The following is a 24022-nucleotide window of genomic DNA, read 5'->3' as shown; positions in this document are numbered from 1 at the left end:
GGCCGCCCGGCCCGCGCCGGGGTCGACCGTGGACGGGTCCCGCGCCGGCCGGACACGACCGCGGGTCGGCACCCGCGGCGCCGACCAGCGATTCGATTCCGCGTTCTCGACGGGAACGCAAGGACTGACGAACGCCCGGACCCGGATCGTCGGCGACCGTACCGGCATCGGAGCGGACCTGCTCGTCCTGCTGGTCAGGACGACGCGTGGGGCTCGCCGTTCCGTCCGCCGGGCGTTCACCAGCGCCTCCTCGGTGGTCACGCCCTTCGGGTGGTCGATGCTCGTCGCCGCACCGGTCGGGCTGCTCGTCGGCTACCTGCTCGGCTGGACCGAGCTCGTGGTGGTCGGCTTCGCCGCGATCGTCCTGCTGCTCGTCGCAGGGCTCGCTCTCGTCGGACGGAACACCGTCCGCATCACGCTCGAGATCCCGCACGAGCGCGTGGCCGTCGGCGCCCCGGCGGCCGGCACCGTGCGGGTGCGCAACGCGAGCGCCCGCCGCATCCTCGGAGTGTCCGTCGAGGTCCCCGTCGGTCCGGGTCTCGCCGAGATCGGCCTGCCGAGCCTCCGATCGGGAGACGAGGTCGCCGAGTCGTTCGACCTGCCCACCACGCGACGCGGCGTCGTGGCCGTGGGTCCGGTCAGCACCGTGCGAGGCGACCCGGTCGGCCTCGCCCGACGCGAGATCGAGTGGACCGGCGTCACCGAGGTGTTCGTGCACCCTCGCACCATCGGCATCCCGAGCACGAGCACGGGTCTCATCCGTGACCTCGAGGGCAACCCGACGCGTGACCTCTCGCCCAGCGACATCTCGTTCCACGCCCTGCGCGAGTACCAGCCGGGCGACGAACGACGGAACATCCACTGGAAGTCGACCGCCAAGACTGGCACCTACATGGTGCGGCAGTTCGAGGAGAGCCGGCGCAGCCACCTGGTCATCGCCCTGAGCCTCGCGGCCGGTGACTTCGCCAACGACGACGAGTTCGAACTGGCCGTCAGCGTCGCGGGTTCTCTCGGTGCCCGCGCCATCCGTGACGCGCGTGAGGTCAGCGTCGTCGTCGGCGAGACCACCCCCGAGTTCGCCAAGCGGAAGAACCTCGAGATCCGCTCCCTGAGCACGCTGACCCGGAACCGCCTGCTCGACGAACTCGCGGTCGTCACGTCGGCGGAGTCGGCGCTGGCCATCACCGACGTCGCGCGGGTGGCGGGTGATCAGGTCGTGGGGATCTCGGTGGCGTTCCTCGTCGTCGGGTCCACGACGACGGTCACCGAGATGCGCGCCGCAGCCCTGCAGTTCCCCCTGGGGGTGGAGGCGGTGGCGATCGTGTGCGACCCCGAGACGGTCCCCGGCATGAGGCGCATCGCCGACCTCACCGTGCTGACCATCGGGTTCCTCGAGGACCTGCAGAAGTCGCTCGCCCGAACGGCGAGCGCATGAGCGTCGTCGACGGGGTCCGGACGCCCGCGGGGCCCGCGGCGCCTCCTCCGCGCGCACGGTCCCGCGCGCGGCCGTCACGACTGCGAGCCCCGTTCGTCGCCTGGGTCGTCGCGTTGTTCGCGGCCTCGCTCGGCGCCGCGACCGTGACCTTCTGGCCGGTGTACGAGAGCGCCGCCTTCGTCGTGCTCGTCGTCGTCGCCTTCGCCGTCGGCGTGGTCATCGCGCTGGGCACGGCCGCCCTCCGGCTGTCGAGCGTGTGGGTGTTCGCGGCGACGATCGTGGCGTACCTGTTGCTCGGGGTGCCGCTCGCCGTGCCGTCGCAAGCCTTCGGCGGCGTGCTGCCCACGGGTCGGGGCCTCCTGACGTTGGTCTCGGCGACCGCTCTCGGCTGGAAGCAGCTCGTCACCATCGCCTTGCCGGTGGGCAGCTACGAGGCCCTGCTGGTGCCGGTCTTCGCGCTGGTCCTCGTCGGCACGGTCGTCGGCCTGTCCGTCGCGCTCCGCAGCCGACGCGGAGAACTCGCCGTCGTCGTTCCCGTCGTCGTCTGGATCGCGGCGATCGTGCTCGGTCCGGGCGAGGCCTGGTGGCCCCGCGTCACCGGTCTCGCCGTGTTGGTGACGGTGGTCGCCTGGGTCGTCTGGTGGCGCCTCCGTCGACGTCGCATCGCGCTCGGGGCCCTCACCACCCGTGCTGTCACGACGTCTGCCGGGCACCGCCCGGTGGCCGTCCGGGCCGTCGTCGGTGCGTTCGCCACGCTGGCCGTCGCGGGGACGGCCGGCACGGTCGCCGTCGCCGCGATCCCGCCGGTCACCTCGCGGACCGTGGCGCGCACGGTCGTCGAGCAACCGTTCGACCCGCGGGACCACGTCAGCCCGCTCAGCGGCTTCCGGGCGTACGAACAGGAGCCCACCGTCGACCAGACGCTCCTCACGGTCTCGGGCCTCCGTGACGGTCAACGACTGCGCGTGGCCACGCTCGACACCTACGACGGTGTCGTCTACAGCGTCGGCAGCGGCCAGGTCGACAGCGCCTCCGGGTTCTTCACCCGCGTGCCGTCCGACGTCGACCAATCCCGGGTCGACGGGCAGGCGACCGCGGTGGACGTCACGATCGGTGCCTACGACGACCTCTGGCTCCCCACCGTCGGCCGACTCGAATCCGTCTCGTTCGGAGGACCCACGGCGGATGCGCGGCGGGACGCGTTCTTCTACAACGACCTCACGGGCACGGCGGCCGTCCTCGGCGGACTGCGGCCGGGCGATTCGTACCGACTGGACGCGGTCGAGCCCCGCCAGCCCGGCGACGACGAACTCGACGCGCTCACACCGGGGACCGCCACCGTGCCGACGCCGCGGGACGTACCCGACGAGCTCACCTCCTCGCTCGAGGAGGACGTCGCCGGGGTCCAGGGCCCCGGGGCGCGCCTCCGGGCGGCGCTGAGCGCCCTGCGCGAGGACGGTTACGTGAGCCACGGCGTCACCGCCGACGAACCCGTCAGCCGATCCGGGCACGGTGCGGACCGCATCGCCCAGCTCTTCACCGACCCCGTCATGATCGGCGACGCCGAGCAGTACGCGACGGCCGCCGCGCTCATGGCCGACCGGCTGGGGTTCCCGGCGAGGGTCGTCATGGGATTCGCCCCCGAGACGGACGGGGGCCCCGTCGACGTCACGGGGTCGAGCGTGACCGCCTGGATCGAGGTCGACACCGCTCAGTACGGCTGGGTGACGCTCGACCCGAACCCGGCCGAACGTCCCATACCCGAGGACCAGGTGCAGGACCCGACGCAGATCTCCCGGCCCGAGTCCGTCGTCCAGCCCCCACCCCAGGACCCTCAGATGCGGGACGACCAGACGCCGCCGCAGTCCGAGCAGGACGATCCCGAGACGCCCCCGGCCTGGTTGGCCATCGTCCTGGCGGTCGTGCGGGTCGTCGGCTGGAGCGCCCTCGTCGCCGGTCTGCTCGCGGCCCCGTTCGTGACGATCGTGGTCCTGAAGGCGCGGAGGCGTCGTCGCCGCCGGACGGCGACGAGTCCCTCCGACCGCATCAGCGGCGGCTGGCACGAGTTCCAGGACGCCGTGGTCGACCACGGCATCCGCACCCCGCCCGCGGCGACCCGGAGCGAGGTCGCCGCCGTCGTCGGTGGCTCGCGTCCTGCGGTGCTCGCCCGGGTGGCGGACCGTGCGGTGTTCTCGCCGAACCCGCCCGCGGAGTCCGACGCCGACCGCGTCTGGACGGCCGTCGCCGAGATGAGACACGCCCTCGGCGTCGGGCTCACGAGGCGGCAGCGGTTCGCCGCGGCGGTCTCGCTCCGGTCTTTGCGTGGTTACCATGGGCGCACCCCTCCCGAGCGACAGAGGAACGACTGATGTACTGCCCCACCTGTGCCAGCCCCCTGCCCGTCGGCGCGATGTTCTGCGGCGAGTGCGGTCGGGCGGTCTCGAGCGCAGACCTCGCGGCTGCCCGACGTCGGGCCGACGCCGCCGCCGAGCACGTCGACGCCACCAGTGCGCCCGACCTGCCCGAGGCTCCTCCGCATGCGACCTCGCACCCCCGCCGCAGCGATGCGCAGCCCCCGTGGTGGGTGCGCGACCGTCAGGCCGACACCGGCGTGCCCGAGGCCGAGGCCGAGCCTCACCGTGTCGATCACGCCCGGTCCGAAGCGCCCGCGTCGGCTCCCGAGCCCCCGGTGTGGCCGGTCGACGATCGAACCGTCGTGCCCACGGGCGAGGACGACCGCCCGACGGCCTCCGAGGAGGCGCGGGCCGAGTCCCCGAGGACCCCTGACCCCGGCAACACCACCGTCTCCGGCATCCCCGCCGTCCCCGACGGCCCCGTCGGGGCCCTCGCGACGCCGGCACCCGAGACGGTCGGATCGCCGACACCGCTCCGAGTGCCCTCCGAGCACCCCGACAACGGGCCCCGCCCCTCGTCCGCCCCGCTCTGGACGGCGTCGTTGACGCCTCTCGCATCGGACGAGTCCTCTCCCGACGTGGTGACCGCCGTCGAACCCCCCTCCGCCGAGGCGTCCCACGGGCGTCGAGACGACGACGGCGAGGTCCGGTCAGGCGAGGTCGAGACGTCCACCGCCCCTGACGGAACCCGGCCGGTCGAGAACGACCACACCGAGGGCGCGACCGACCCCGAGGCGACGGTGATGCCGGACGAGTCCGCTCCCTCGTCCGACTCCTCCTCCGAGGTCGTCCCCGGCGACCGGGTCGCGCCTCCTGCGGGCCCGCCGCCTCTCGTGCGGCCGACGGCCGACGGGCCGCGGGACGGCGACACCGCCCCGGTGGCCGCCCTCGGCCGTGACCTCCGCCCGCCGGTCCCGAGCGGGTCCCGGCCCGCCCTCCCCGACTCCGACCGCCCCGAGCCCGTACCGCTCGTCGAGCCCGCACCGCTCGTGGACCCCGTACCGCTCGTCGAACCGGGCTCCGCCGTCGTCCCCGAACGGTGCACGCACTGTGGCGCACCCATCGACGAGGACGACATCTTCTGCGGCGAATGCGGTGCGGTCGTGCAGTCGGTTGCCTTGTCGTTCACGGGGCCTGTCGTCCCGCTCCCGCCCGAATGGCGACCCGACGACGAGTCCGTCCTCCGCCGTCGTCCCGCTACACAGGACCGTGAGGGCGCCGGATCGGGCTCCGACGACGCCGGGACCTCTCCGGACGGCCCGGGCTCCGGCGACGACGTACCCGTCCGAGACGGCGCCGACGACCGGCAGGACGACACGCCACGCCCGGCACCCGAACCGATCGACCACGTCCCGGGATTCCGCGCCGAACGACCGGCGGCGACTGCGACGCCGAGCGTCGCCGACGTCCCCCCTGCTCCCACGTCGTCGTCGGCTCCGTCCTGGCGCCCGCGTCGGGCGCCCGTCGACCTGACCGACGACGCCGACGTCGACGAGACCCGGATCGTCCGTCGTGGCGCACTCGGGACCGAGTACGTGCTGCAGTTCAGCACCGGTGAGAGCATCACGGTCGACGGGACCGGCCTCGTCGGCCGTGCACCGACGCCCCAGCCGGGGGAGCGCTTCGACCAGCTCGTCCGCATCGTCGATCCCGGCAAGTCCGTGTCGAAGACGCATCTGGAGTTCGGTCAGGAGGCCGGAGCCCTCTGGGTCAGCGACCGGTGGTCCGGCAACGGGACGGTCGTCCGTCCTCGTGACCTCCCGCCCCGCCGTGCCGATCCCGGAGTCCGCGTCCGCGTGACGCGTGGCACCCGGGTCGAGATCGGCGAGCAGTTCTTCGTCGTGGTCTGACCCACGGCTCCTCCCCACGCGGCAGGGTGGTCGGTCCTTCCCCCGACCCGACCACCCGGTACCCGCCGCGGCCGGTGCTCCGCTCCACTGGAGTCATGAACTCCTCGACCACCGCGGCGTCACCGGTCCTGCCGTCCCGCGTCCGGCTGCCGTCCGGGCCGGCCAGACCCCGCCCGACGGCGACCCCCGTGGCGGCGATGTCGACGGGTGCCGTCGTGTCCGCGTGCGGTGCTCTCGTCCCGTGGACCGCGCCGCCTGCCGTCCTCGGGCTCTCGCTCGCGACGGCTCTCGCGGTCCTCGTCGGCTGGGCCGTCGACCGTGTCGTCGGGGCGACGCTCACGGCACGGCGCGAACGGTCGAGGTTCCTGGCCGCCCTCGACGACGTCGACGAGGTCGTCGCGCGCCTCCGGGCGGTGCGGTCGCGTGAGCTGGCCGACTGGTACCCGACGGCCGATCGGCTCGACGAGTGCGACGTCGCACGTCGTCCGACCCGGGTGCTGGTGCTCGGGGTGGGTCGCGCCTCCAGCGGGCTCGTCCTCGAGGGGCGTCCCGAGGACGACCTCGAGCCGGGCGACCCGGTCGCCGAACGTCTGGCACGCCTCCGGGCCGAGGCGGCCACCCTCGACGAGGCTCCGCTGTGCGTGCCCCTCTCGTCGGCCGTGAGGGTCGTCGGTCCACCCGTGGTGGCCGAGGCCGTGGCGTCGGGCCTCCGCCGTCAGCTCCGGGCCGCAGGGGCATCGTCGGTCGACGCGGCCGCGGCGATCGACTGCGTGGTGGTCCGGGCGCCGACCTCGTGCGGGGCCCGGCCCGAGGCCGAGCCACCCCCGGTCGACACCGTCGTCGTGATCGGTCAGGACGGAGGAGCGACGGTCACCCTCAAGGACGGCCGGCCGTGCCGACAGAGCCTGCGGGTCGCCTTCGTGTCGGTGCTCGACGACGTCGCGCGGTGCGCCTAGCGGTCGACCCCGCTGCCCAGGCGGATGCGGCCCACCAGGCCGTCACCGCCGGTGACCTTCTCGAGCGTGCGCTCGACGACGCGAGCGGCGGCGGCGGCGTCGACGGCCCCCTCGTCGACCAGGAGGCGCAGCGCGACCAGGGTGCCGGCCCTCACGTTCCCGTCGAGCACCTTCACGGCCACCGCGACGCCGTCGGTCGTGCCCATCACCATGACGCCCTCGGCGCCGAGCTTGGCCAGCACGCCCAGCTCGTCGATCGTCACCGTGTTGGCTCGACCGGGGCCGTCGATCGCCCAGGCGTCGCCCAGGACGGCCTCGACGAGATGCGCGGCGTGGCCGTCGCGTCCCGGCCCGGTCGCGCCGACCGACCCGGTGATGCGCGCGATCGCCCGGGCCAGGCCGACCACGGTGGTCGCGATCACCGGGGCACCGCAGCCGTCGACGCCGGAGTGGTCAGCGGCCTCGCCGGTGAACTCGGCGACCGTCTCGCGCACCGCGGCCTGCAGGGGGTGGTCGGTGGCGACGTAGCGGGACGGGTCCCAGTCGTTCTCGGCACAGGCGAGGAGGAACGCGGCGTGCTTGCCCGAACAGTTCATCGCGAGCCGGCGCGGCGCGGTGGCCTCGCGGGCGCTGGCCCGGTCACCGGGCCAGTCCGGCGGGCAGAGGAGGTCGTCCTCGGTGCTGCCCGACCGGCCGAGCAACGCCTCGACCACCTCGAGGTGGGCGGGCGTGCCCGCGTGGCTCGCCGTGGCCAGCACGGCCTGGGGGCCGTCGAGGGAGACCCCCGACCGCAGCACCGTGAGCGCTTGCAACGGCTTGAGGCACGAGCGCGGGTAGATGGTCGCGTCGGCGTCCCCGATCCGACGCAGTTCGCGTCCGTCGGCGTCCACGACGACACCGGCTCCGAGGTGACGGCTCTCGTCCCAACCCGAGCGCTCGAGCACGGCCAGCTCGACGCTGGCCGAGGCGGTCAGGGGGTGACGGGAGGGCGCGGCGGGGCGGGGGTCGGTCATGATGGGGAGTGTACCGAGGCCCGCCACGCGACCACGTCGCACCGACGAGGGGCCCGAGAGGGAGGCAGCATGCTCGACCACGACTACGCCGTCGACGTCCGTTGGACGGGCGACCGGGGCGAGGGCACGACCTCGTACCGTTCGTACGGCCGCGACGCCACGATCGTCGCCACCGGCAAGCAGCACGACGTCCTGGCGTCGGCCGACCGCACCTTCCACGGTGACGCGGACCGCTGGAACCCCGAGGAGCTGCTGCTCGCCGCACTGGCGCAGTGCCACCTGCTCAGCTACCTGCACGTCGCCGCGGCCGCCGGGGTGGTCGTGGTCGCGTACGAGGACGCCGCCGTGGGACGCATGACCCAGACGCACGACGGCGGTGGTCGCTTCACCTCGGTGACCCTGCGGCCCCGGGTGACCGTCGCCGACGACGACATGGTCGAGCGCGCCCTCGAGCTGCACGCCGAGGCGAGCCGCAAGTGCTTCATCGCCGCGTCGGTCGCCTTTCCGGTCGGTCACGAGCCCACCGTCGTGGCGGTGTCCAGAGAAGCCGACCCGGCGTGAGGCAGAATGGCACGGCACCTCCGCCGCGCCGAGCCCCACGGCACGACCCCCGTCACCCCGACCGAGAGATCCCCATGCGCCGTTCCCTCGCCCTCCTGGCCGTCCCCGCCCTCCTCCTGTCGCTCGCGGCCTGTGCCGGTGACGCCGGCGGGTCCTCCGATGCGGCGACGCCGAGCAGTTCGTCGCAGGCGACCGCCGACGTCCCGCTGCGCGCCTCCGGCGAGCCCCAGGCCCCGCAGGACGGGTTCCCGACGGTCGAGCTCGACGCCGACGGCCGCCCGACGGTGACCGTCCCCGACGCGGGCGCTCCGACCGAACTCGGTGTCGAGACCCTGATCAAGGGCGACGGAGCCACGGTCCAGGCCGGTGACACCGTCACCGTCCAGTACCAGGGCGTCATCTGGAACACGGGCGAGATCTTCGACGAGAGCTGGTCGCGCGGTGCACCGGCCACCTTCTCGACCGACCAGGTCATCACCGGCTTCGCGGACGGCATGGTCGGGCAGACCGTCGGATCGCAGACCGTCGTCGTCATCCCGCCGGCCGACGGTTACGGCGAGGCCGGCGCCCCGCAGGCCGGCATCTCGGGCACCGACACGCTCGTCTTCGTCATCGACATCCTCGCCGTCTCCTAGTCGACCGTCGCCGCCGACCCCCGACACGATTCCCCGATGATCCGCACCGCGCCTCCTCGTCCGTCCGCCCGTGTCCGCCGAGGACGGTTCGCCGCCGTGGCGGCCGTTCCGCTCGTCGTCCTCGTGCTGAGCGGATGCACGGGGGGTTCCACCTCACCGGCGCCGACGGCGAGCGGCGCGGCGGGCGACTGCAAGGCGCCGACGTCGGGGGCGCTGTCCGACGGCGTCGACGTCACGGGCGAGGTCGAGAGCAAGCCCGAGGTCGTCTTCGACACCCCGCTCGAGGTCTCGTCGACCCAGCGCACCACCCTGGTCGAGGGCAGCGGCGAGGTCGCCGGGCAGGGCGCGGTGGCCAACGTCCGCATCGCGGTCTACGACGCGACCACCGGGGCCGAGGTCACCTCGGCCGGTTTCGACGAGGGTCAGCAGCCCACGCAGCTCACGGTGAGCACCGACTACTACGTGCCGGGCATCGTCGACGCCATCGCCTGCGTGCCCTCGGGCAGCCGCACAGTGACCGTCGCCTCGGCGGCCGACATGACGACCGCGACCGCGGGGGAGCAGGCGGCCGCACCCACGCCCGTGGTCATCGTCGCGGACGTCGTCTCGATCGTGCCGACCAAGGCGACGGGTGAGGCCCAGCCCCCGAAGGACGGTTTCCCGACGGTCGAGCTCGCCGACGACGGTCGGCCCACCGTGACGATCCCGCCCGGCACCGAACCGCCGTCCGACCTGCAGATCGAGGTCCTGAAGAAGGGCGACGGCCCCGTCGTCCCCGACCCCGCGAACGTCACCGTCCAGTACCAGGGCGTGAACTGGACCACTGGCGAGGTCTTCGACCAGAGTTGGGGCAAGGGCACGCCGACACCGTTCTCGACCGACCAGGTCGTGCCCGGGTTCGCCAAGGCCATGATCGGTCAGACGGTCGGCTCGCAGGTCGTGGTGATCATCCCGCCCGCCGAGGGCTACGGCGAGGCCGGTCAACCGTCGGCCGGCATCGGGGGCACCGACACGCTCGTCTTCGTCATCGACATCCTCTCCGTCGCCTAGCCCCCGGTCCGCCCGACCAGGGCTCGCCTCGCGGCGGTGGGCGGCCCCGACGACGCTCGCCCTAGGCTGATCCCATGCGTCGCATCACGATCCTCGGCTCCACCGGTTCGATCGGGGTCCAGGCCCTCGACGTCGTCCGGGCCCATCCCGACCTCTTCGAGGTCGTCGGCCTCTCCGCCGGTTCCGACCGTGAGGGCGTGGCCGCGCAGGCCGCCGAGTTCGGGGTCGAGCACACGGCGCTCGGCACCGACGAGTCGGTGCAGCTCGTCCGCGACGTCCGGGCGGACGTCGTCCTGAACGGCATCACGGGCTCGGTCGGCCTCGCGCCGACCCTCGCCGCCCTCGACTCGGGGGCGTCGCTCGCCCTGGCCAACAAAGAGAGCCTGATCGTCGGAGGCGACCTCGTGACGAAGCGCGCCGCCCCCGGCCAGATCGTGCCGGTCGACTCCGAGCACTCGGCGATCGCGCAGGCGCTGCGGTCGGGCTCCGACCGCGAGGTGCGTCGGCTCGTCCTGACGGCGTCGGGCGGGCCGTTCCGCGGTCGGACACGGGAATCGCTGGCCGACGTCACCCCGCGCGAAGCGCTCGCGCACCCCACCTGGGACATGGGCCTGGTGGTGACGACGAACTCGTCGACCCTCGTCAACAAGGGGCTCGAGGTGATCGAGGCGCACCTGCTCTTCGACGTCGACTACGACCACATCGACGTCACGGTGCACCCGCAGTCGATCGTCCACTCGATGGTCGAGTTCGTCGACGGCTCGACCATCGCCCAGGCCTCGCCTCCCGACATGCGTCTCCCGATCTCGCTCGGGCTCGCCTGGCCGGACCGCGTCGAGGGCGTGGGGGTCCCGCTCGACTGGACCCGCGCCTCCACCTGGACGTTCGAGCCCCTCGACGAACAGGCCTTCCCGGCCGTGCGACTCGCCAAGCAGGTCGGGCGCGCGGGGGGGACGTACCCGGCCGTCTTCAACGCGGCCAACGAGCAGGCCGTCCTGGCGTTCCACGCGGGACGCGTCGGGTACCTCGACATCCTCGACGTGGTCGAGGCCGTCGTCGACCGGCACACCGCGGGCGAGAGCAGCCTCGAGGGCGTGCTCGAGGCCGAACGCTGGGCCCGTGCCGAGGCGGACGCACTGCTGGCCCGCTGAGCCCGCCGCGCTCCTGGCCGGCTGAGCCCGCCGCGCTGCCGGCCCGTTGAGCGCCCGCGATGCCGATCCGCTGAGCCCGCCGCCCCAGTTCGGGGCTCCCAGCGTCGTCATGGCCCCGGCGCGGTGGACGTCCGGGCACGGGCGGCTACCCTTGCCCGGTGCAGACGATCCTCCTCTTCGTGCTCGGCGTCCTGGTCATGGTCGTCGGGTTGGCCGTGTCGATCGCCCTGCACGAGGTGGGCCACCTCGTGCCGGCGAAGAAGTTCGGCGTGAAGGTCGGCCAGTACATGATCGGCTTCGGGCCGACCGTCTTCTCGCGCAAGAAGGGCGAGACCGAGTACGGCGTCAAGGCCCTGCCGCTCGGCGGCTACATCTCGATGTCGGGCATGTTCCCCCCGGGAAGGACCGGGGGAGGCGCGCGCCAGTCGAGCACCGGCTTCTTCAACACCCTCGTGCAGGACGCACGGACGGCCAGCGCCGAGACCGTCGACGAGGGCGACGAGTCGCGCACCTTCTACCGCCTGCCCGTGTACAAGCGCGTCATCATCATGCTCGGCGGCCCGTTCATGAACCTGCTCATCGCGATCGCCCTGTTCGCGGTGCTGCTCTGCGGCTTCGGCGTCCAGCAGGCGAGCACGACGGTCGGCAGCGTCAGCACCTGCGTCCTGCCCGCCGGCTCCACCGAGACGAGCTGCCCCTCGGACGCGCCCGAGGCCCCGGCCTACGCCGCGGGCATGCTGAACGGCGACCGCATCGTGTCGATCGACGGGACGACCGTGACCGACGGCGACCAGATCACGGGCATCCTGCAGCGTTCTCCCGGCGACACCCTCGACGTCGTGGTCGATCGCGACGGCACCGAGCGCACGCTCCAGGTGACTCCGGCCCTGTCCGAGCGCTACGTGACGACGTCGAGCGGGGCCGTGGCGACGAACCCCGACGGCAGCTCCCAGACGCAGGAGGTCGGTTTCGTCGGCATCGGGTTCGCCTACGAGAAGGTGCGCGAGCCCGTGACGGCCGTGCTGCCGGCGGTCGGCGACAACATCTCGCACGTCGTCGGTGTCATCGTCACCCTGCCGCAGCGTCTGGTCGGGGTGGCCCAGGCCGCCTTCGGCGGGGCCGAGCGCGACCCGAACGGACCGGTCAGCGTCGTCGGCGTCGGTCGCATGGCGGGCGAGATCGCCAGCCTCGACACGATCCCGGTGGTCGACCGCATCAGCACCCTCGTCGGGCTGCTCGCGAGCCTCAACGTCGCCCTCTTCGTGTTCAACCTGGTGCCGCTGATGCCGCTCGACGGCGGTCACGTGGCCGGGGCCCTGATCGAGGCGATCCGCCGCGGCTTCGCCAAGCTCCTCCGCCGGCCCGACCCGGGCCCGGTCGACACGGCCAAGGCCATCCCCGTGACCTTCGCCATCGTGATCCTCCTCGGCGGCATGACCGTCCTGCTCACCTACGCCGACATCGTGAACCCGATCGACATCTTCGGCTGACGTCCGGTCGCGAGCGACCCGTGACGCACCGGTCACGCGTCCGTCACTCGGCGTCCAGCGCCGAGGTTTACGATGACTCCGTGCCAGCAGTCAATCTCGGAATGCCGAAGGTCCCCGAAGTCCTCGCCCCGCGCCGCAAGACGCGGCAGATCAAGGTCGGCAAGGTGCTCGTGGGTGGCGACGCCCCCGTCAGCGTGCAGTCGATGACCACGACTCCGACCCCCAACATCAACGCCACCCTGCAGCAGATCGCCGAGCTCACGGCCAGCGGCTGCGACATCGTGCGCGTCGCCGTGCCGAGCCGTGACGACGCCGAGGCCCTTCCGATCATCGCGAAGAAGAGCCAGATCCCGGTCATCGCCGACATCCACTTCCAGCCCAACTACGTCTACCAGGCGATCGACGCCGGGTGCGCGGCGGTCCGGGTCAACCCCGGCAACATCCGCAAGTTCGACGACCAGGTCGGCAAGATCGCCGCCGCGGCGAAGGCCGCCGGCGTCTCGATCCGCATCGGCGTCAACGCCGGCTCGCTCGAGCCCAGCATCCTGCAGAAGTACGGCAAGGCCACCCCCGAGGCGCTCGTCGAGTCCGCCGTGTGGGAGGCCTCGCTCTTCGAGGAGCACGACTTCCACGACTTCAAGATCTCGGTCAAGCACAACGACCCGATCGTCATGGTCAAGGCGTACCGCCAGCTCGCCGAACGCGGCGACTGGCCCCTGCACCTCGGCGTGACCGAGGCCGGGCCCGAGTTCCAGGGCACGATCAAGTCGGCCACGGCCTTCGGCATCCTGCTGAGCGAGGGCATCGGCGACACCATCCGCGTCAGCCTCAGTGCCCCGCCCGCCCAAGAGGTCAAGGTCGGCCTGCAGATCCTGCAGTCGCTCAACCTGCGCGAGCGCAAGCTCGAGATCGTCAGCTGCCCGAGCTGCGGTCGCGCCCAGGTCGACGTCTACAAGCTGGCCAACGACGTCACCGACGGGCTCGAGGGCATGACCGTCCCGCTGCGCGTCGCCGTCATGGGTTGTGTCGTCAACGGTCCTGGCGAGGCCCGCGAGGCCGACCTCGGCGTCGCCTCGGGCAACGGCAAGGGTCAGATCTTCGTCAAGGGCGAGGTCATCAAGACCGTTCCCGAGTCCGAGATCGTCCAGACCCTCATCGACGAGGCGAACCGTCTCGCCGCCGAGATGCCCCCCGGCGAGCTGGGCTCGCCCGAGGTCGTCACCGTCTGATCGGGTCCACCCCGGGGGCGACGCGACCCCGTCAGGAGGCGCGGTGCGAGATCTCTCGCACCGCGCCTCCTTCGTGTGGTCGCGTCCGCGGCCGGGCCGACGGGGCCGTGTGTCGTCGTGTGACGCCCCGATGTGACGCGCCCCGGGGCGTCCGCCAGCATGGACGACGCACCGTGACGGCCCCGGCCCACCCCCGAGCGGTGCTCCCGCAGCGCCCCGAGAGGAACCCATGACCAGCAGCGCCCCCCTGATCGACGCCCCCAAGAAGGGCCCCGGTCGTCTGATCGCCGTCATCGTCGCGGTCGTCGTCGTGCTCGCCGCCGTCGGCATCGCGATCGGAGTCACCCGTGGCGGTGGCGACGACGAGACCGTCCGCATCGGCGTCGTGGGCGCGAGCGACCCGTACTGGGCCGACTTCGTGCAGGCCGCGGCCGACGAGGGCATCACGGTCGACCTCGTGGACTACTCGGACTACGAGCAGCCCAACCCCGCCCTCGCCGACGGCGAGATCGACCTGAACCAGTTCCAGCACATCGTCTACCTCGCGCAGTACGACGTGGCATCCGGCAACGACATCGTGCCGATCGGTTCGACGGCGATCTACCCCCTGCCCCTGTACTCGTCGAAGTACACCGAGCTGAGCGACTTCCAGGAGGGTGACACCATCGCGATCCCCGACGACTCGAGCAACCTGGCCCGCGCCCTGCTCGTCCTGCAGTCGAACGGGCTGGTCTCGCTGAAGGACGGCGGGACGATCTTCTCGGGCGTCAACGACGTCGACGAGTCGAAGTCGAAGGTGAAGGTCGCGACGGTGAGCGCCGACCTCGCCGCCACGTCACTGCCCGACTACGCCGGTGCGATCATCAACAACGACTTCGCGACGAAGGCCGGTCTGTCGACCGACGACGTCATCGCCCAGGACGACCCCAACGACCCCTCGTCGGTGCCCTACGCCAACGTCTTCGCCGCCCGTGCGGAAGACAAGGACGATGCCACCTACCAGAAGCTCGTCCAGATCTACCAGGACACCAAGGCCGTCACCGACGGCGTCGTCGACAACTCGGGTGGCGCGGCGATCATCACGAAGATCCCCGCGAGCGACCTCGAGAAGTCGCTGACCGAGACCGAGAAGCTCGTCGAACAGAACGGCTGACCCACCAGGTCGCCACCCCGGCCCGGACTGCGCGCAGCATCCGCTCGCGGTCCGGGCCTCCGCCCGTGCCGAGGAGAACGTGTGCCCGCCATCACCCTGACCGACGTCGTCAAGACGTACCCGCCCCGTGAGAAGGGCGCCGCACCGCTGACCGCGGTCGACGGCGTCAGCCTCGAGATCGCCGAGGGCGAGATCTTCGGCATCATCGGCTACTCGGGCGCGGGGAAGAGCACCCTCGTCCGCCTCGTCAACGCCCTCGAGCCCACGACGAGCGGGAGCATCCGCGTCGACGGCCGCGAGATCACCGGCCTCCGTGAGCGCGAACTGCGCTCGGTCCGGGCCGGCATCGGCATGATCTTCCAGCAGTTCAACCTGTTCTCGTCGAAGACGGTCTGGGGCAACGTCGAGTTCCCGCTCAAGGCGGCGGGGGTACCCAAGGACGAGCACCAGCGGCGGATCAGCGACCTGCTGCACTTCGTCGGCCTCGGTGACAAGGCCCACGCGCGGCCGGACCAGCTCTCGGGTGGTCAGAAGCAGCGCGTCGGCATCGCCCGCGCGCTCGCGACGAATCCCCGCATCCTGCTCGCCGACGAGGCGACGAGCGCCCTCGACCCCGAGACGACCAGCGAGGTGCTCGCCCTGCTCAAACGCGTCAACGCCGAGCTCGGCATCACCATCGTCGTGATCACCCACGAGATGGACGTCATCAAGTCGATCGCCGACCGGGTGGCCGTGATGGACTCCGGTCGCGTCGTCGAGACCGGCCCCACCTTCGAGGTGTTCTCCGACCCGAAGCAGGCGTCGACCAAACGGTTCGTCTCGACGGTCATCGCGGGCACGCCGCACGGTGACGAACTCGATGCGCTGCGGGCCCGCCACCCCGGCGTCCTGGTGTCGGTGCGCATCGCCGAGGGTGGCGTCGACCAGCGCGACGTCTTCGCGCTGCTCGCGCGGCACGGCCTGTCGTTCGAGATCGTCTTCGGCGGCGTGAACGACATCCAGGGACGCACGTTCGGCACCCTGACCCTCGCCGTGACCGGCGACGACGCGGCCGTCCGAGCGGCCGTCTCCGACCTGGGCGACGACGCGACCGAACTGCCCACCTCGCCGACGACGTCGGTCCGACCCACGGAAGGACGCTGATGGACTCCCTGATCGAACTGCAGCCGATGCTGTGGCAGGCGGCCGTCGAGACCGTCTACATCGTCGCCCTGACCCTCCTCTTCGGCGGCATCGGCGGACTCCTGCTCGGCCTGGCGCTGTACCTGACGCGGGGCGGAGCCCTCTTCGCGAACCGCGTCGTCTACGGCGTGCTGAACGTGGTCGTCAACGTGTTCCGACCGATCCCGTTCATCATCTTCCTGGCCGCGGCCCAGCCGTTGGCGAGGTTCGTCATCGGGTCGGGCAGCGGCAACCCGGCCATCATCTTCACCCTGTCGCTCGCCGCGTCGTTCGCCATCTCGCGCATCGTGGAACAGAACCTGCTCACCGTGCAGCCGGGCGTCATCGAGGCCGCACGGGCGGCGGGGGCCGGCCCGGCCCGCATCATCGGGACGGTGCTGCTGCCGGAGGCGCTCGGACCGCTCGTCCTCGGCTACACGTTCATCTTCGTCGCGCTGGTCGACATGTCGGCGGTGGCCGGCTACATCGGCGGCGGCGGGCTCGGCAACTTCGCCCTGCTCTACGGCTACCGGCAGTTCGACCCGGTCGTGACCTGGGCCGCGGTGCTGCTGATCATCGTGCTGGTGCAGCTCGTCCAGTTCCTGGGCAACTGGCTGGCGAGGCGCGCGCTGCGGCGATGAGATGTGGTGTCCGGGGGCACGGGAGCTGTCGGGGGACTGGTTTACAGTGGGGCGCGTGACCGACACCGCCACCGCCAGCCAGACCCCGCCGCCGGCTCCGGCCCCCGTGACGCCCGCCGAGCTCGAGCGGGCTCGGCAGATCGTCGGGGCGGTGTCGCAGGCGTTCGGTCGCAAGGTCGTGGGTCAGACCGCACTCCGCGACACCCTGCTCGTCGCCCTCATCACCGGCGGGCACGTCCTGCTCGAGAGCGTCCCGGGGTTGGCCAAGACGACCGCGGCCCAGACCATCGCGCAGTCGATCGACGCGAGCTTCCGTCGCATCCAGTGCACGCCCGACCTCCTGCCGAGCGACATCACGGGCACCCAGATCTACGACGCCCAGAAATCGACCTTCGTCACCCAGCTCGGGCCGGTCCACTCGAACTTCGTCCTGCTCGACGAGATCAACCGCTCGAGCGCCAAGACCCAGAGCGCCATGCTCGAGGCGATGCAAGAGCGCCAGACGACCATCGGGGGGACGGTCTACCGACTGCCGTCGCCCTTCCTCGTCCTGGCCACCCAGAACCCGATCGAGCAAGAGGGCACCTACCAACTGCCCGAGGCGCAGCTCGACCGCTTCCTGTTGAAAGAGATCCTCGACTACCCGAGCCCCGCCGAAGAGGCCGAGATCATCCGGCGCATCGAGAGCGGCGTCTACGACGAGGCCGCCGCACCGTCCACGGGCGTCGGCCTGGCCGACGTCGTCTACCTGCAAGACCTGGCCAAGCGCGTCTACGTCGACGCGTCGATCGTCAACTACATCGTGCAGCTCATCTACGTCACGCGGCATCCGCAGCAGTACATCCCGGCGACCCTCGCCGACTACGTCGAGTTCGGGGCCAGCCCCCGGGCCAGCATCGCCTTCATGCAGGCGGCCCGTGCCCTCGCCCTGCTGCACGGGCGCGACTACGTCATCCCCGAAGACGTCAAGCACCTGCGGCACTCCGTGCTGCGACACCGCATGATCCTCAACTACGAGGCCACGGCCGACGAGGTCGCGCCCGAGACGATCATCGACGCCGTGTTCGGCGCCGTCCAGACCCCCTGACGCCGGTGGCCAGCCTGTTGCTGCGCGTCCGGACGAAGATGGGGCTGTTCGCCCACCGACGCACGATCGACCTGCTCGAGGGCGGCTACGCCTCGGTGCACCACGGGCGCAGCCACGACTTCGACGACCTCCGGGCCTACGTCCCGGGCGACGAGGTGAAAGACATCGACTGGAAGGCCACGGCCCGTCACGGCGAGCCCCTGGTCAAGCGGTACATCGCGAGCCGCCGGCAGAACCTCGTCCTCGTGATGGACACCGGTCGCAACATGGCCGCGACGGCCACGAGTGGCGAAAGCAAGAAAGACATCGCCCTGATGGCGGCCGGCGCCCTCGCCTACATCGCCGCCAAGCACGGGGACGTCGTGTCACTGGTGGCGGGTGATTCGTCGGGCACACGCGCGCACCCGGCGGGCGCGACCGAAGCCCACCTCGAGACCCTCCTGCGGCAGGTCGACCGACGCGTCGATCTCGACGCCCCGACGAGCGACCTCGCGGCCGTGCTCGAGTGGGTCGCGCGGGGCATCCGGCGGCGCTCCATGCTGCTCGTGATCACCGACGACTTGGCGATCGACGATCGCATCACCCGGTTGCTCCGGCGTCTGCGCGCGCAGCACGAGGTCGTCTGGCTGACGATCGGCGACGCCGACCTGATGACGCGCGCGGGTCGGGCGGGCGAGGTCTTCGACGTCCGCGAGATGGCCGGACTGCCGGCGTACCTGCGCGAGAACGCGCAGCTCCGTCGAGAGTTCGACGACTCCTCCCTGCGGCGCGTCGGCGACACCGAGCGCGAGCTCCTGGCCCTCGGCATCAGCAGCCAACGGCTCGGCAGCCAGGCCGAGGTCGTTCCCGGGCTGTTCACCCTGATCGAGAAGCACCGTCGTGTCGGGCGCTGACGACTTCTTCGGGCCCTACCAGTACCCGCTCTGGGTGCTCTGGCTGGTGCTCGGCCTGGTCGGGCTGGCGCTCGTGGCCGCCTGGTACGTCTTCGTGATCCGTTTCTCGGCTCGCCGCCTCCCTCCGGCCCAGCGGGCGGCCCGCGCGGCCTCCCGACCGGTGGCCCTCGCCGACACCAAGGCGAAGTACCTCGCCCTGATCGACGAGGTCGAGACGGCCGCGTCCTCGGGGCGGCTGAACGACCGTGGCGTGCACTCCCGGCTCAGCCTGCTCCTGCGGTTCTTCGCGCACGAGACGAACGGGGTCGACACCCACGTGATGACCCTCGCCGACCTCCGCGAGTCGAACCTGCCCCGGCTCGTCGGTGCGGTCGAGCAGTACTACCCGCCGGCCTTCCGGCTCGAAGCGCCCGGCGACCCGGCCCGTGCCGTCGCCACCGCGAGGGACCTGGTGTCGTCATGGGGCTGATCTTCTGGTGGGTCCCGTTGGTCGCACTGGCGGTCGTGGCGGTCGCGGCATGGCTCTACGTGCGGTGGAGGCGCCGCGACAGAGCGCGCCTCCGTCGCCTCGGCGTCCCGGTCGCGCACGGCGAACGGCTGACCGCGCTGCCCGCGTACCAGCGCGTCGTCCGGCGCTACCGTGCCGCCCTCGCGGTCGTGCTCGTCGCCATGGTGGCGCTGACCGGCATGAGCGTCCTGCTCGCGGCCCGCGTCTCGAGCACCGACGTCGTCGAACCCCAGTCGTACAAGCGCGACATCATGCTCTGCCTCGACGTGTCGGGTTCGATGACCGAGGTCGACTCGCAGATCGTCGACACGTTCTCGACCCTCTCGCAGGGGCTCGACGGCGAACGCATCGGGCTGTACCTCTTCGACAGCTCGGCCGTGCAGGCGTTCCCGCTCACCGACGACTACGACTTCGTGCGCACGCAACTCGAGCAGTACCGCGACTCGTTCGACACCATGGGCGAGAACGGCACCCGCTACTGGACGGGCACCGACCTCGGTGACGGTGCGTCGCTGATCGGCGACGGTCTGGCGTCGTGCGTCCTCGGGTTCGGCGACGACGACAGCACGCGGCCCAAGTCGGTCGTGCTCGCCACCGACAACTACGTCAACGGCAAGGCCCTGCTCACGCTCGCCGAGGCGGCCGACGTGGCGACCGAGCGCGACGTCCGCGTGTACGCGGTGAACCCCGCCGACCACGCCACGGACGCCGTGGCCGACCAGGTCGCCGCCGAACTGCGCACCGCGGCCGAGTCGACCGACGGTGGCTACTACGCCCTCGACGACTCGACGACCGTGCCGCAGATCGTCGACGAGATCGACGCCCGCGAGGCGGGGCTCTTCACCGGTGCCCGACGGCTCGTGGTGACCGACCACCCGCAGGCCCTGGCGATAGCCGCCCTGCTCGTCGCGATGGGCGGGCTCGTCTTGCTCTGGCGGGTGCGCCTGTGATCGCCCGGGCGCTGGTGTTCCAGCCCGTCCTGCCCTGGTGGCTCCTCGCCGTGGCCGCCGTCGCCCTGCTCGGGTTCACGGGCTGGCGCGTGGTGGCCGAGCGGGGCCGACGACGGGCCCTTCTCACCTGGGTGCGACGTCTGGTCATCGTCGCCCTGCTCCTCGTCGTCGCCGTGCGGCCGAGCCTGCCGGGCGGGTCGGCGCAGGCGTCGGTCGCCCAGCTCAACGTCTTCTTCGTGGTCGACACGACGTCGAGCATCGCGGCGGAGGACTGGGGCGACGGTCGGCGTCGACTCGACGGGGTGCGGGCCGACATCGCCGAGGTCACCTCGCAGCTGGCGGGAGCCCGGTTCTCGCTGCTGTCCTTCGACAGCACCGCCGTCCTGCGGACGCCACTGACCGACGACGCCTCCGCCGTGGTCGCCGCCGCCGACGCCATGAACCAAGAGGTCACCTACTACTCGAGCGGCAGTTCCGTCAGCGAGGCGAACGACCTGCTGGCCGAGCGGCTGTCCGAGGCCCGGCAGAGTGCGCCCGAACGGGCCAACGTCGTCTACTACCTCGGCGACGGCGAGCAGACCAGCGGCACCGAGCCCGAGAGCTTCGCGGCATCCGCCGGCGACGTCGACGGCGGTGCCGTCTTCGGCTACGGCACCGAGCGGGGAGGCAAGATGCGCGTCTTCGACGGCTACGGCGACGAGTACTCGTCGAAGGAGTACATCCAGGACCGCACACAGCCCGGCGATCCCGATGCCGTCTCGACGATCGACGAGGACGCCCTGCGGCGCATCGCCGATCAGCTCGGCGTGCCGTACGTGCACCGCACGGCCGACACATCCGTCGACGCTGCGGTCGCGGACGCTCGCGACGGTGCCGTCGCCTCCGACGAGGGGCGGGCCGACAGCCTGATCGACCTCTACTGGATCGCCGCGATCCCCTTGTTCCTCTTGCTGCTCCTCGACGTCGCACTCGTGGCGAGGGCACTGGGCGAGGTCCGTCCACCACGGCCCGTCCGCGCCGGACGCGGTCGAGGACGCGGTGCGCCGTCGGGACTCGACGCCTCGCGACCCGAGAGGGGAGTCCGCCCGTGACCGACACCCTCGTCCCTCCGCCCGTCGACGAGATCCGCCGCGCCCACGAGGCCGAGGCCGGACCCGACGTCGAGCAGTACCGGAGACGCCTCCGACGTCGGCTGCTGCTCTGGTCGGCCCCGGTCGTGCTCGTCGTGCTGCTCGTGGCCCTGAAGCTGCTCAGCCTGCCCGCCTTCGCCGCCCTGACGCAGTGGTCGTACGGCGACAGGGAGTTCGAGCGCAGCGCCTCCTGGTCCGAGCCCCTCGGCGTCGCCAACGTGGTCGAGCCCTGGGTGCACCACTTCGACCGGGGGACCGCCTACGCCCAGATCGGCGTGCTCGACGTCGCGCGTCAGGAGTTCGTCACGGCACTCGACCTCGCCCCCGACGACGCCACGATCTCGTGCGTCATCCGGGTCAACCTGGTGCTCACGATCGAGGCCCAGGGCGATGCCGCCCTGCTCGAACTGCGCTACGCCGACGCCGAGGCGCTGTACGAACTCGGGGCGAAGACCGTCGACGAGGCTCCCGAGGGCTGCTTCCAGCCGCCGGAGGACCCCCGGCAGCCCGACACCTCCCAACCCCTCGACGACGCCCAGCAGCGCCTCGACGAGAAGGGGCAGCAGGCCCAGGGGGGCGAGGGCGACGAGCAGCAGCCCGAAGGGGACGACGGCAGCGATCCCGGTGCCGGGGGAGACGAGCCCGGCGGGGGCGAGGGGCAGGCCGAGTCCGACGACCCGCTCGACCAGCTGCAGCAGCAGGGCGAGCAGAGCCAGCAGCAGCAACAGCAGGACACCGATCGCGACCGCTACTACGAGCAGAACCCGGGTGACTACGACGGCAAGCCGTGGTGACCCGGGCACGCCCCTAAGCTGGACGGGTGTCCACACGTCTCTCCCAGCTCTTCGTCCGCACCCTCCGAGAAGACCCCTCCGACGCCGAGGTGACCAGCCACCGGCTGCTCGTCCGTGCCGGGTACATCCGCCGTCAGGCACCGGGGGTCTTCGCCTGGCTGCCGCTCGGCCTGCGCGTCAAGGCGAAGATCGAGGCGGTCATCCGTGACGAGATGCAGGCCGCCGGCGCCCAAGAGGTGCACTTCCCCGCCTTGCTGCCTCGCGAGCCCTACGAGGCCACCGGGCGGTGGACCGAGTACGGCGACGGCATGTTCCGGCTGAAGGACAGGAAGGACGCCGACTACCTCCTGGCCCCCACGCACGAGGAAGCCTTCACCCTGTTGGTGAAGGACCTCTACTCGTCCTACAAGGACCTCCCGCTGACCCTGTTCCAGATCCAGGACAAGTACCGCGACGAGGCTCGACCCCGGGCCGGCCTGCTGCGCGGCCGCGAGTTCACCATGAAGGACGCCTACTCGTTCGACGCGTCCGACGCCGGCCTGGACGACAGCTACCAGAAGCAGCGCGACGCCTACGAGCGCATCTTCACGCGGCTCGGCCTCGAGTACGTCATCGTCAAGGCGGATGCCGGGGCCATGGGCGGTTCGCGCAGCGAGGAGTTCCTGCACCCCACCGCCATCGGCGAGGACACCTTCGTCCGCTCGGCGGGCGGCTACACCGCCAACGTCGAGGCCTTCACGACGATCGTCCCCGACACGGTCCCGCTCGAGGGCCTCGCCCCCTCCCGTCGCCTGGCACCGGCCGACACGCCGACCATCGACTCGCTGGTCGCCCAGCTCAACGCCGACGAGTCCCGCGACTCCGGGCCCTGGACGGCTGCCGACACGCTCAAGAACGTCGTCGTCGCCCTCAGCCACCTCGACGGACGCCGTGAGCTCGTCGTGGTCGGCCTGCCGGGTGACCGCGAGGTCGACACGAAGCGGCTCGAGGTCGCCTTCGCCCCGGCCGAGGTCGAGGCCGCCGGCGACGCCGACTTCGCGAAGAACCCCGTGCTGGTCCGTGGCTACCTCGGCCCCCAGGTGCTCGGTGGCGAGTCCGACTCGGGCATCCGCTACTTCGTCGACCCGCGCGTGGTCGAGGGTTCGGCCTGGGTCACCGGGGCGAACGAGAAGGGCGTGCACGTCGCCGACCTCGTCATGGGCCGCGACTTCACCGCGGACGGCACCATCGAGGCCGCGCAGGTCCGCGAGGGCGACCCCGCGCCCGACGGTTCCGGCCCCATCGAGACCGCCCGCGGCATGGAGATCGGTCACGTCTTCCAGCTCGGCCGCAAGTACGCCGAGGCGCTCGGCCTCAAGGTGCTCGACGAGAACGGCAAGCAGGTCACGGTCACGATGGGCTCGTACGGCATCGGCGTCACGCGCATCCTCGCGGTGATCGCCGAGGCGAACAACGACGCCAAGGGTCTGATCTGGCCGGCCAACGTCGCCCCCTTCGACGTCCACGTCGTGGCCACGGGCAAGGACCCCGTGGTCTACGAGGTCGCCGAGAAACTCACCGCCGACCTCGAGGCCCACCGTCTCGACGTCCTCTACGACGACCGACCCAAGGTCTCGCCCGGCGTCAAGTTCGGCGACGCCGAACTCCTCGGCGTGCCGCAGATCGTCGTCGTCGGCCGTTCGGCCGGCGAGGGCGTCGTCGAGCTCTGGGACCGCCGCACGGGCGAGCGCACGCCGGTCCCCGTGGCCGAGGCCGTCGCGACCCTCACGGCTCCGCGAGCGTCCTGAGCGCCGGCACCGCGCCTCCTCGTCCCGGTCGTGACGACCCCGAGGAGGCGCGGTGCCGGGCTCGCGGACGGTCCGCCGTCCACCCCGCTCTCGGGTACCGTAGGGGGATGCTGCGCGCGCCATCGTGCGTGCAG

Annotated in this window: 21 protein-coding genes; 20 read left to right on the top strand and 1 reads right to left on the bottom strand. The window is 71.9% G+C overall.

Annotation, left to right across the window (positions count from 1 at the left end; translation table 11 throughout):
* Positions 1 to 28: 28 nt before the first annotated feature.
* The 4 genes from OVA02_RS12900 (at position 29) to OVA02_RS12885 (ending at position 6655) form a co-directional block, all read left to right on the top strand.
* Positions 29 to 1435, top strand: a complete 1407-nt coding sequence (locus OVA02_RS12900; RefSeq protein ID WP_173150992.1) for a DUF58 domain-containing protein — start codon at positions 29 to 31, stop codon at positions 1433 to 1435.
* Complete coding sequence (locus OVA02_RS12895) at positions 1432 to 3804, top strand: transglutaminase domain-containing protein (protein ID WP_267658640.1); 2373 nt, start codon at positions 1432 to 1434, stop codon at positions 3802 to 3804. Before OVA02_RS12900 ends, OVA02_RS12895 begins: the two co-directional genes overlap by 4 nt.
* Positions 3804 to 5699, top strand: coding sequence for a zinc-ribbon domain-containing protein (locus OVA02_RS12890; protein WP_267658639.1), 1896 nt, complete (start codon positions 3804 to 3806; stop codon positions 5697 to 5699). Before OVA02_RS12895 ends, OVA02_RS12890 begins: the two co-directional genes overlap by 1 nt.
* A 95-nt stretch (positions 5700 to 5794) precedes the next feature.
* Positions 5795 to 6655, top strand: a complete 861-nt coding sequence (locus OVA02_RS12885; protein WP_267658638.1) for a hypothetical protein — start codon at positions 5795 to 5797, stop codon at positions 6653 to 6655.
* Here the strand turns inward: OVA02_RS12885 and OVA02_RS12880 are convergent.
* Complete coding sequence (locus OVA02_RS12880) at positions 6652 to 7668, bottom strand: asparaginase (protein WP_267658637.1); 1017 nt, start codon at positions 7666 to 7668, stop codon at positions 6652 to 6654. The two genes, OVA02_RS12885 and OVA02_RS12880, sit on opposite strands and share 4 nt — an antisense overlap.
* A 69-nt stretch (positions 7669 to 7737) precedes the next feature.
* Here OVA02_RS12880 and OVA02_RS12875 point away from each other — a divergent pair, with 69 nt between their 5' ends.
* The 16 genes from OVA02_RS12875 (at position 7738) to OVA02_RS12800 (ending at position 23888) form a co-directional block, all read left to right on the top strand.
* On the top strand, positions 7738 to 8229 hold the full coding sequence (locus tag OVA02_RS12875; RefSeq protein ID WP_056045857.1) for an OsmC family protein: 492 nt from the start codon (positions 7738 to 7740) through the stop codon (positions 8227 to 8229).
* A gap of 74 nt (positions 8230 to 8303) precedes the next feature.
* Positions 8304 to 8864: an FKBP-type peptidyl-prolyl cis-trans isomerase gene (locus OVA02_RS12870; RefSeq protein WP_267658636.1), complete on the top strand. Its 561-nt coding sequence runs from the start codon at positions 8304 to 8306 to the stop codon at positions 8862 to 8864.
* A gap of 36 nt (positions 8865 to 8900) precedes the next feature.
* Positions 8901 to 9914 carry an FKBP-type peptidyl-prolyl cis-trans isomerase gene (locus tag OVA02_RS12865; protein WP_267658635.1) on the top strand — a complete coding sequence of 338 codons (1014 nt, stop codon included), beginning with the start codon at positions 8901 to 8903 and terminating at the stop codon, positions 9912 to 9914.
* Positions 9915 to 9988: 74 nt separating this feature from the next.
* The gene (gene dxr / locus OVA02_RS12860) at positions 9989 to 11065 is read left to right on the top strand and encodes a 1-deoxy-D-xylulose-5-phosphate reductoisomerase (RefSeq protein ID WP_056045850.1); all 1077 of its coding nucleotides are present in this window, start codon (positions 9989 to 9991) and stop codon (positions 11063 to 11065) included.
* Between the two features lie 158 nt (positions 11066 to 11223).
* Complete coding sequence (locus OVA02_RS12855) at positions 11224 to 12555, top strand: M50 family metallopeptidase (protein ID WP_199736192.1); 1332 nt, start codon at positions 11224 to 11226, stop codon at positions 12553 to 12555.
* Positions 12556 to 12635: 80 nt separating this feature from the next.
* Positions 12636 to 13784: a flavodoxin-dependent (E)-4-hydroxy-3-methylbut-2-enyl-diphosphate synthase gene (ispG, locus tag OVA02_RS12850; protein WP_171007237.1), complete on the top strand. Its 1149-nt coding sequence runs from the start codon at positions 12636 to 12638 to the stop codon at positions 13782 to 13784.
* 229 nt (positions 13785 to 14013) lie between these two features.
* Positions 14014 to 14937 (top strand): MetQ/NlpA family ABC transporter substrate-binding protein, encoded by a 924-nt coding sequence (locus OVA02_RS12845; protein WP_267658634.1) that lies wholly within the window; start codon positions 14014 to 14016, stop codon positions 14935 to 14937.
* 81 nt (positions 14938 to 15018) lie between these two features.
* Entirely contained in the window at positions 15019 to 16080 is a 1062-nt protein-coding gene (locus OVA02_RS12840; protein ID WP_200412581.1) for a methionine ABC transporter ATP-binding protein, read from the top strand.
* Entirely contained in the window at positions 16080 to 16739 is a 660-nt protein-coding gene (locus tag OVA02_RS12835) for a methionine ABC transporter permease (protein WP_056045843.1), read from the top strand. Before OVA02_RS12840 ends, OVA02_RS12835 begins: the two co-directional genes overlap by 1 nt.
* A gap of 55 nt (positions 16740 to 16794) precedes the next feature.
* Positions 16795 to 17826 (top strand): AAA family ATPase, encoded by a 1032-nt coding sequence (locus OVA02_RS12830; protein ID WP_267658633.1) that lies wholly within the window; start codon positions 16795 to 16797, stop codon positions 17824 to 17826.
* A gap of 5 nt (positions 17827 to 17831) precedes the next feature.
* The gene (locus tag OVA02_RS12825) at positions 17832 to 18719 is read left to right on the top strand and encodes a DUF58 domain-containing protein (protein WP_173150983.1); all 888 of its coding nucleotides are present in this window, start codon (positions 17832 to 17834) and stop codon (positions 18717 to 18719) included.
* The gene (locus tag OVA02_RS12820) at positions 18706 to 19188 is read left to right on the top strand and encodes a hypothetical protein (RefSeq protein ID WP_123570222.1); all 483 of its coding nucleotides are present in this window, start codon (positions 18706 to 18708) and stop codon (positions 19186 to 19188) included. Before OVA02_RS12825 ends, OVA02_RS12820 begins: the two co-directional genes overlap by 14 nt.
* Positions 19179 to 20177: a vWA domain-containing protein gene (locus OVA02_RS12815; protein WP_267658632.1), complete on the top strand. Its 999-nt coding sequence runs from the start codon at positions 19179 to 19181 to the stop codon at positions 20175 to 20177. Before OVA02_RS12820 ends, OVA02_RS12815 begins: the two co-directional genes overlap by 10 nt.
* Entirely contained in the window at positions 20174 to 21268 is a 1095-nt protein-coding gene (locus OVA02_RS12810) for a VWA domain-containing protein (protein ID WP_267658631.1), read from the top strand. The genes OVA02_RS12815 and OVA02_RS12810 overlap by 4 nt, the downstream gene beginning before the upstream one ends.
* Complete coding sequence (locus OVA02_RS12805) at positions 21265 to 22101, top strand: hypothetical protein (RefSeq protein ID WP_267658630.1); 837 nt, start codon at positions 21265 to 21267, stop codon at positions 22099 to 22101. The genes OVA02_RS12810 and OVA02_RS12805 overlap by 4 nt, the downstream gene beginning before the upstream one ends.
* 26 nt (positions 22102 to 22127) lie before the next feature.
* On the top strand, positions 22128 to 23888 hold the full coding sequence (locus OVA02_RS12800) for a proline--tRNA ligase (protein ID WP_267658629.1): 1761 nt from the start codon (positions 22128 to 22130) through the stop codon (positions 23886 to 23888).
* The last annotated feature ends 134 nt before the right edge of the window (positions 23889 to 24022 follow it).

This window comes from Frigoribacterium sp. SL97, assembly GCF_026625765.1.
Classification (GTDB): domain Bacteria; phylum Actinomycetota; class Actinomycetes; order Actinomycetales; family Microbacteriaceae; genus Frigoribacterium.
The sequence above is the reverse complement of the archived record's forward strand: the minus strand, read 5'-3'. Positions and strand labels throughout refer to the sequence as shown.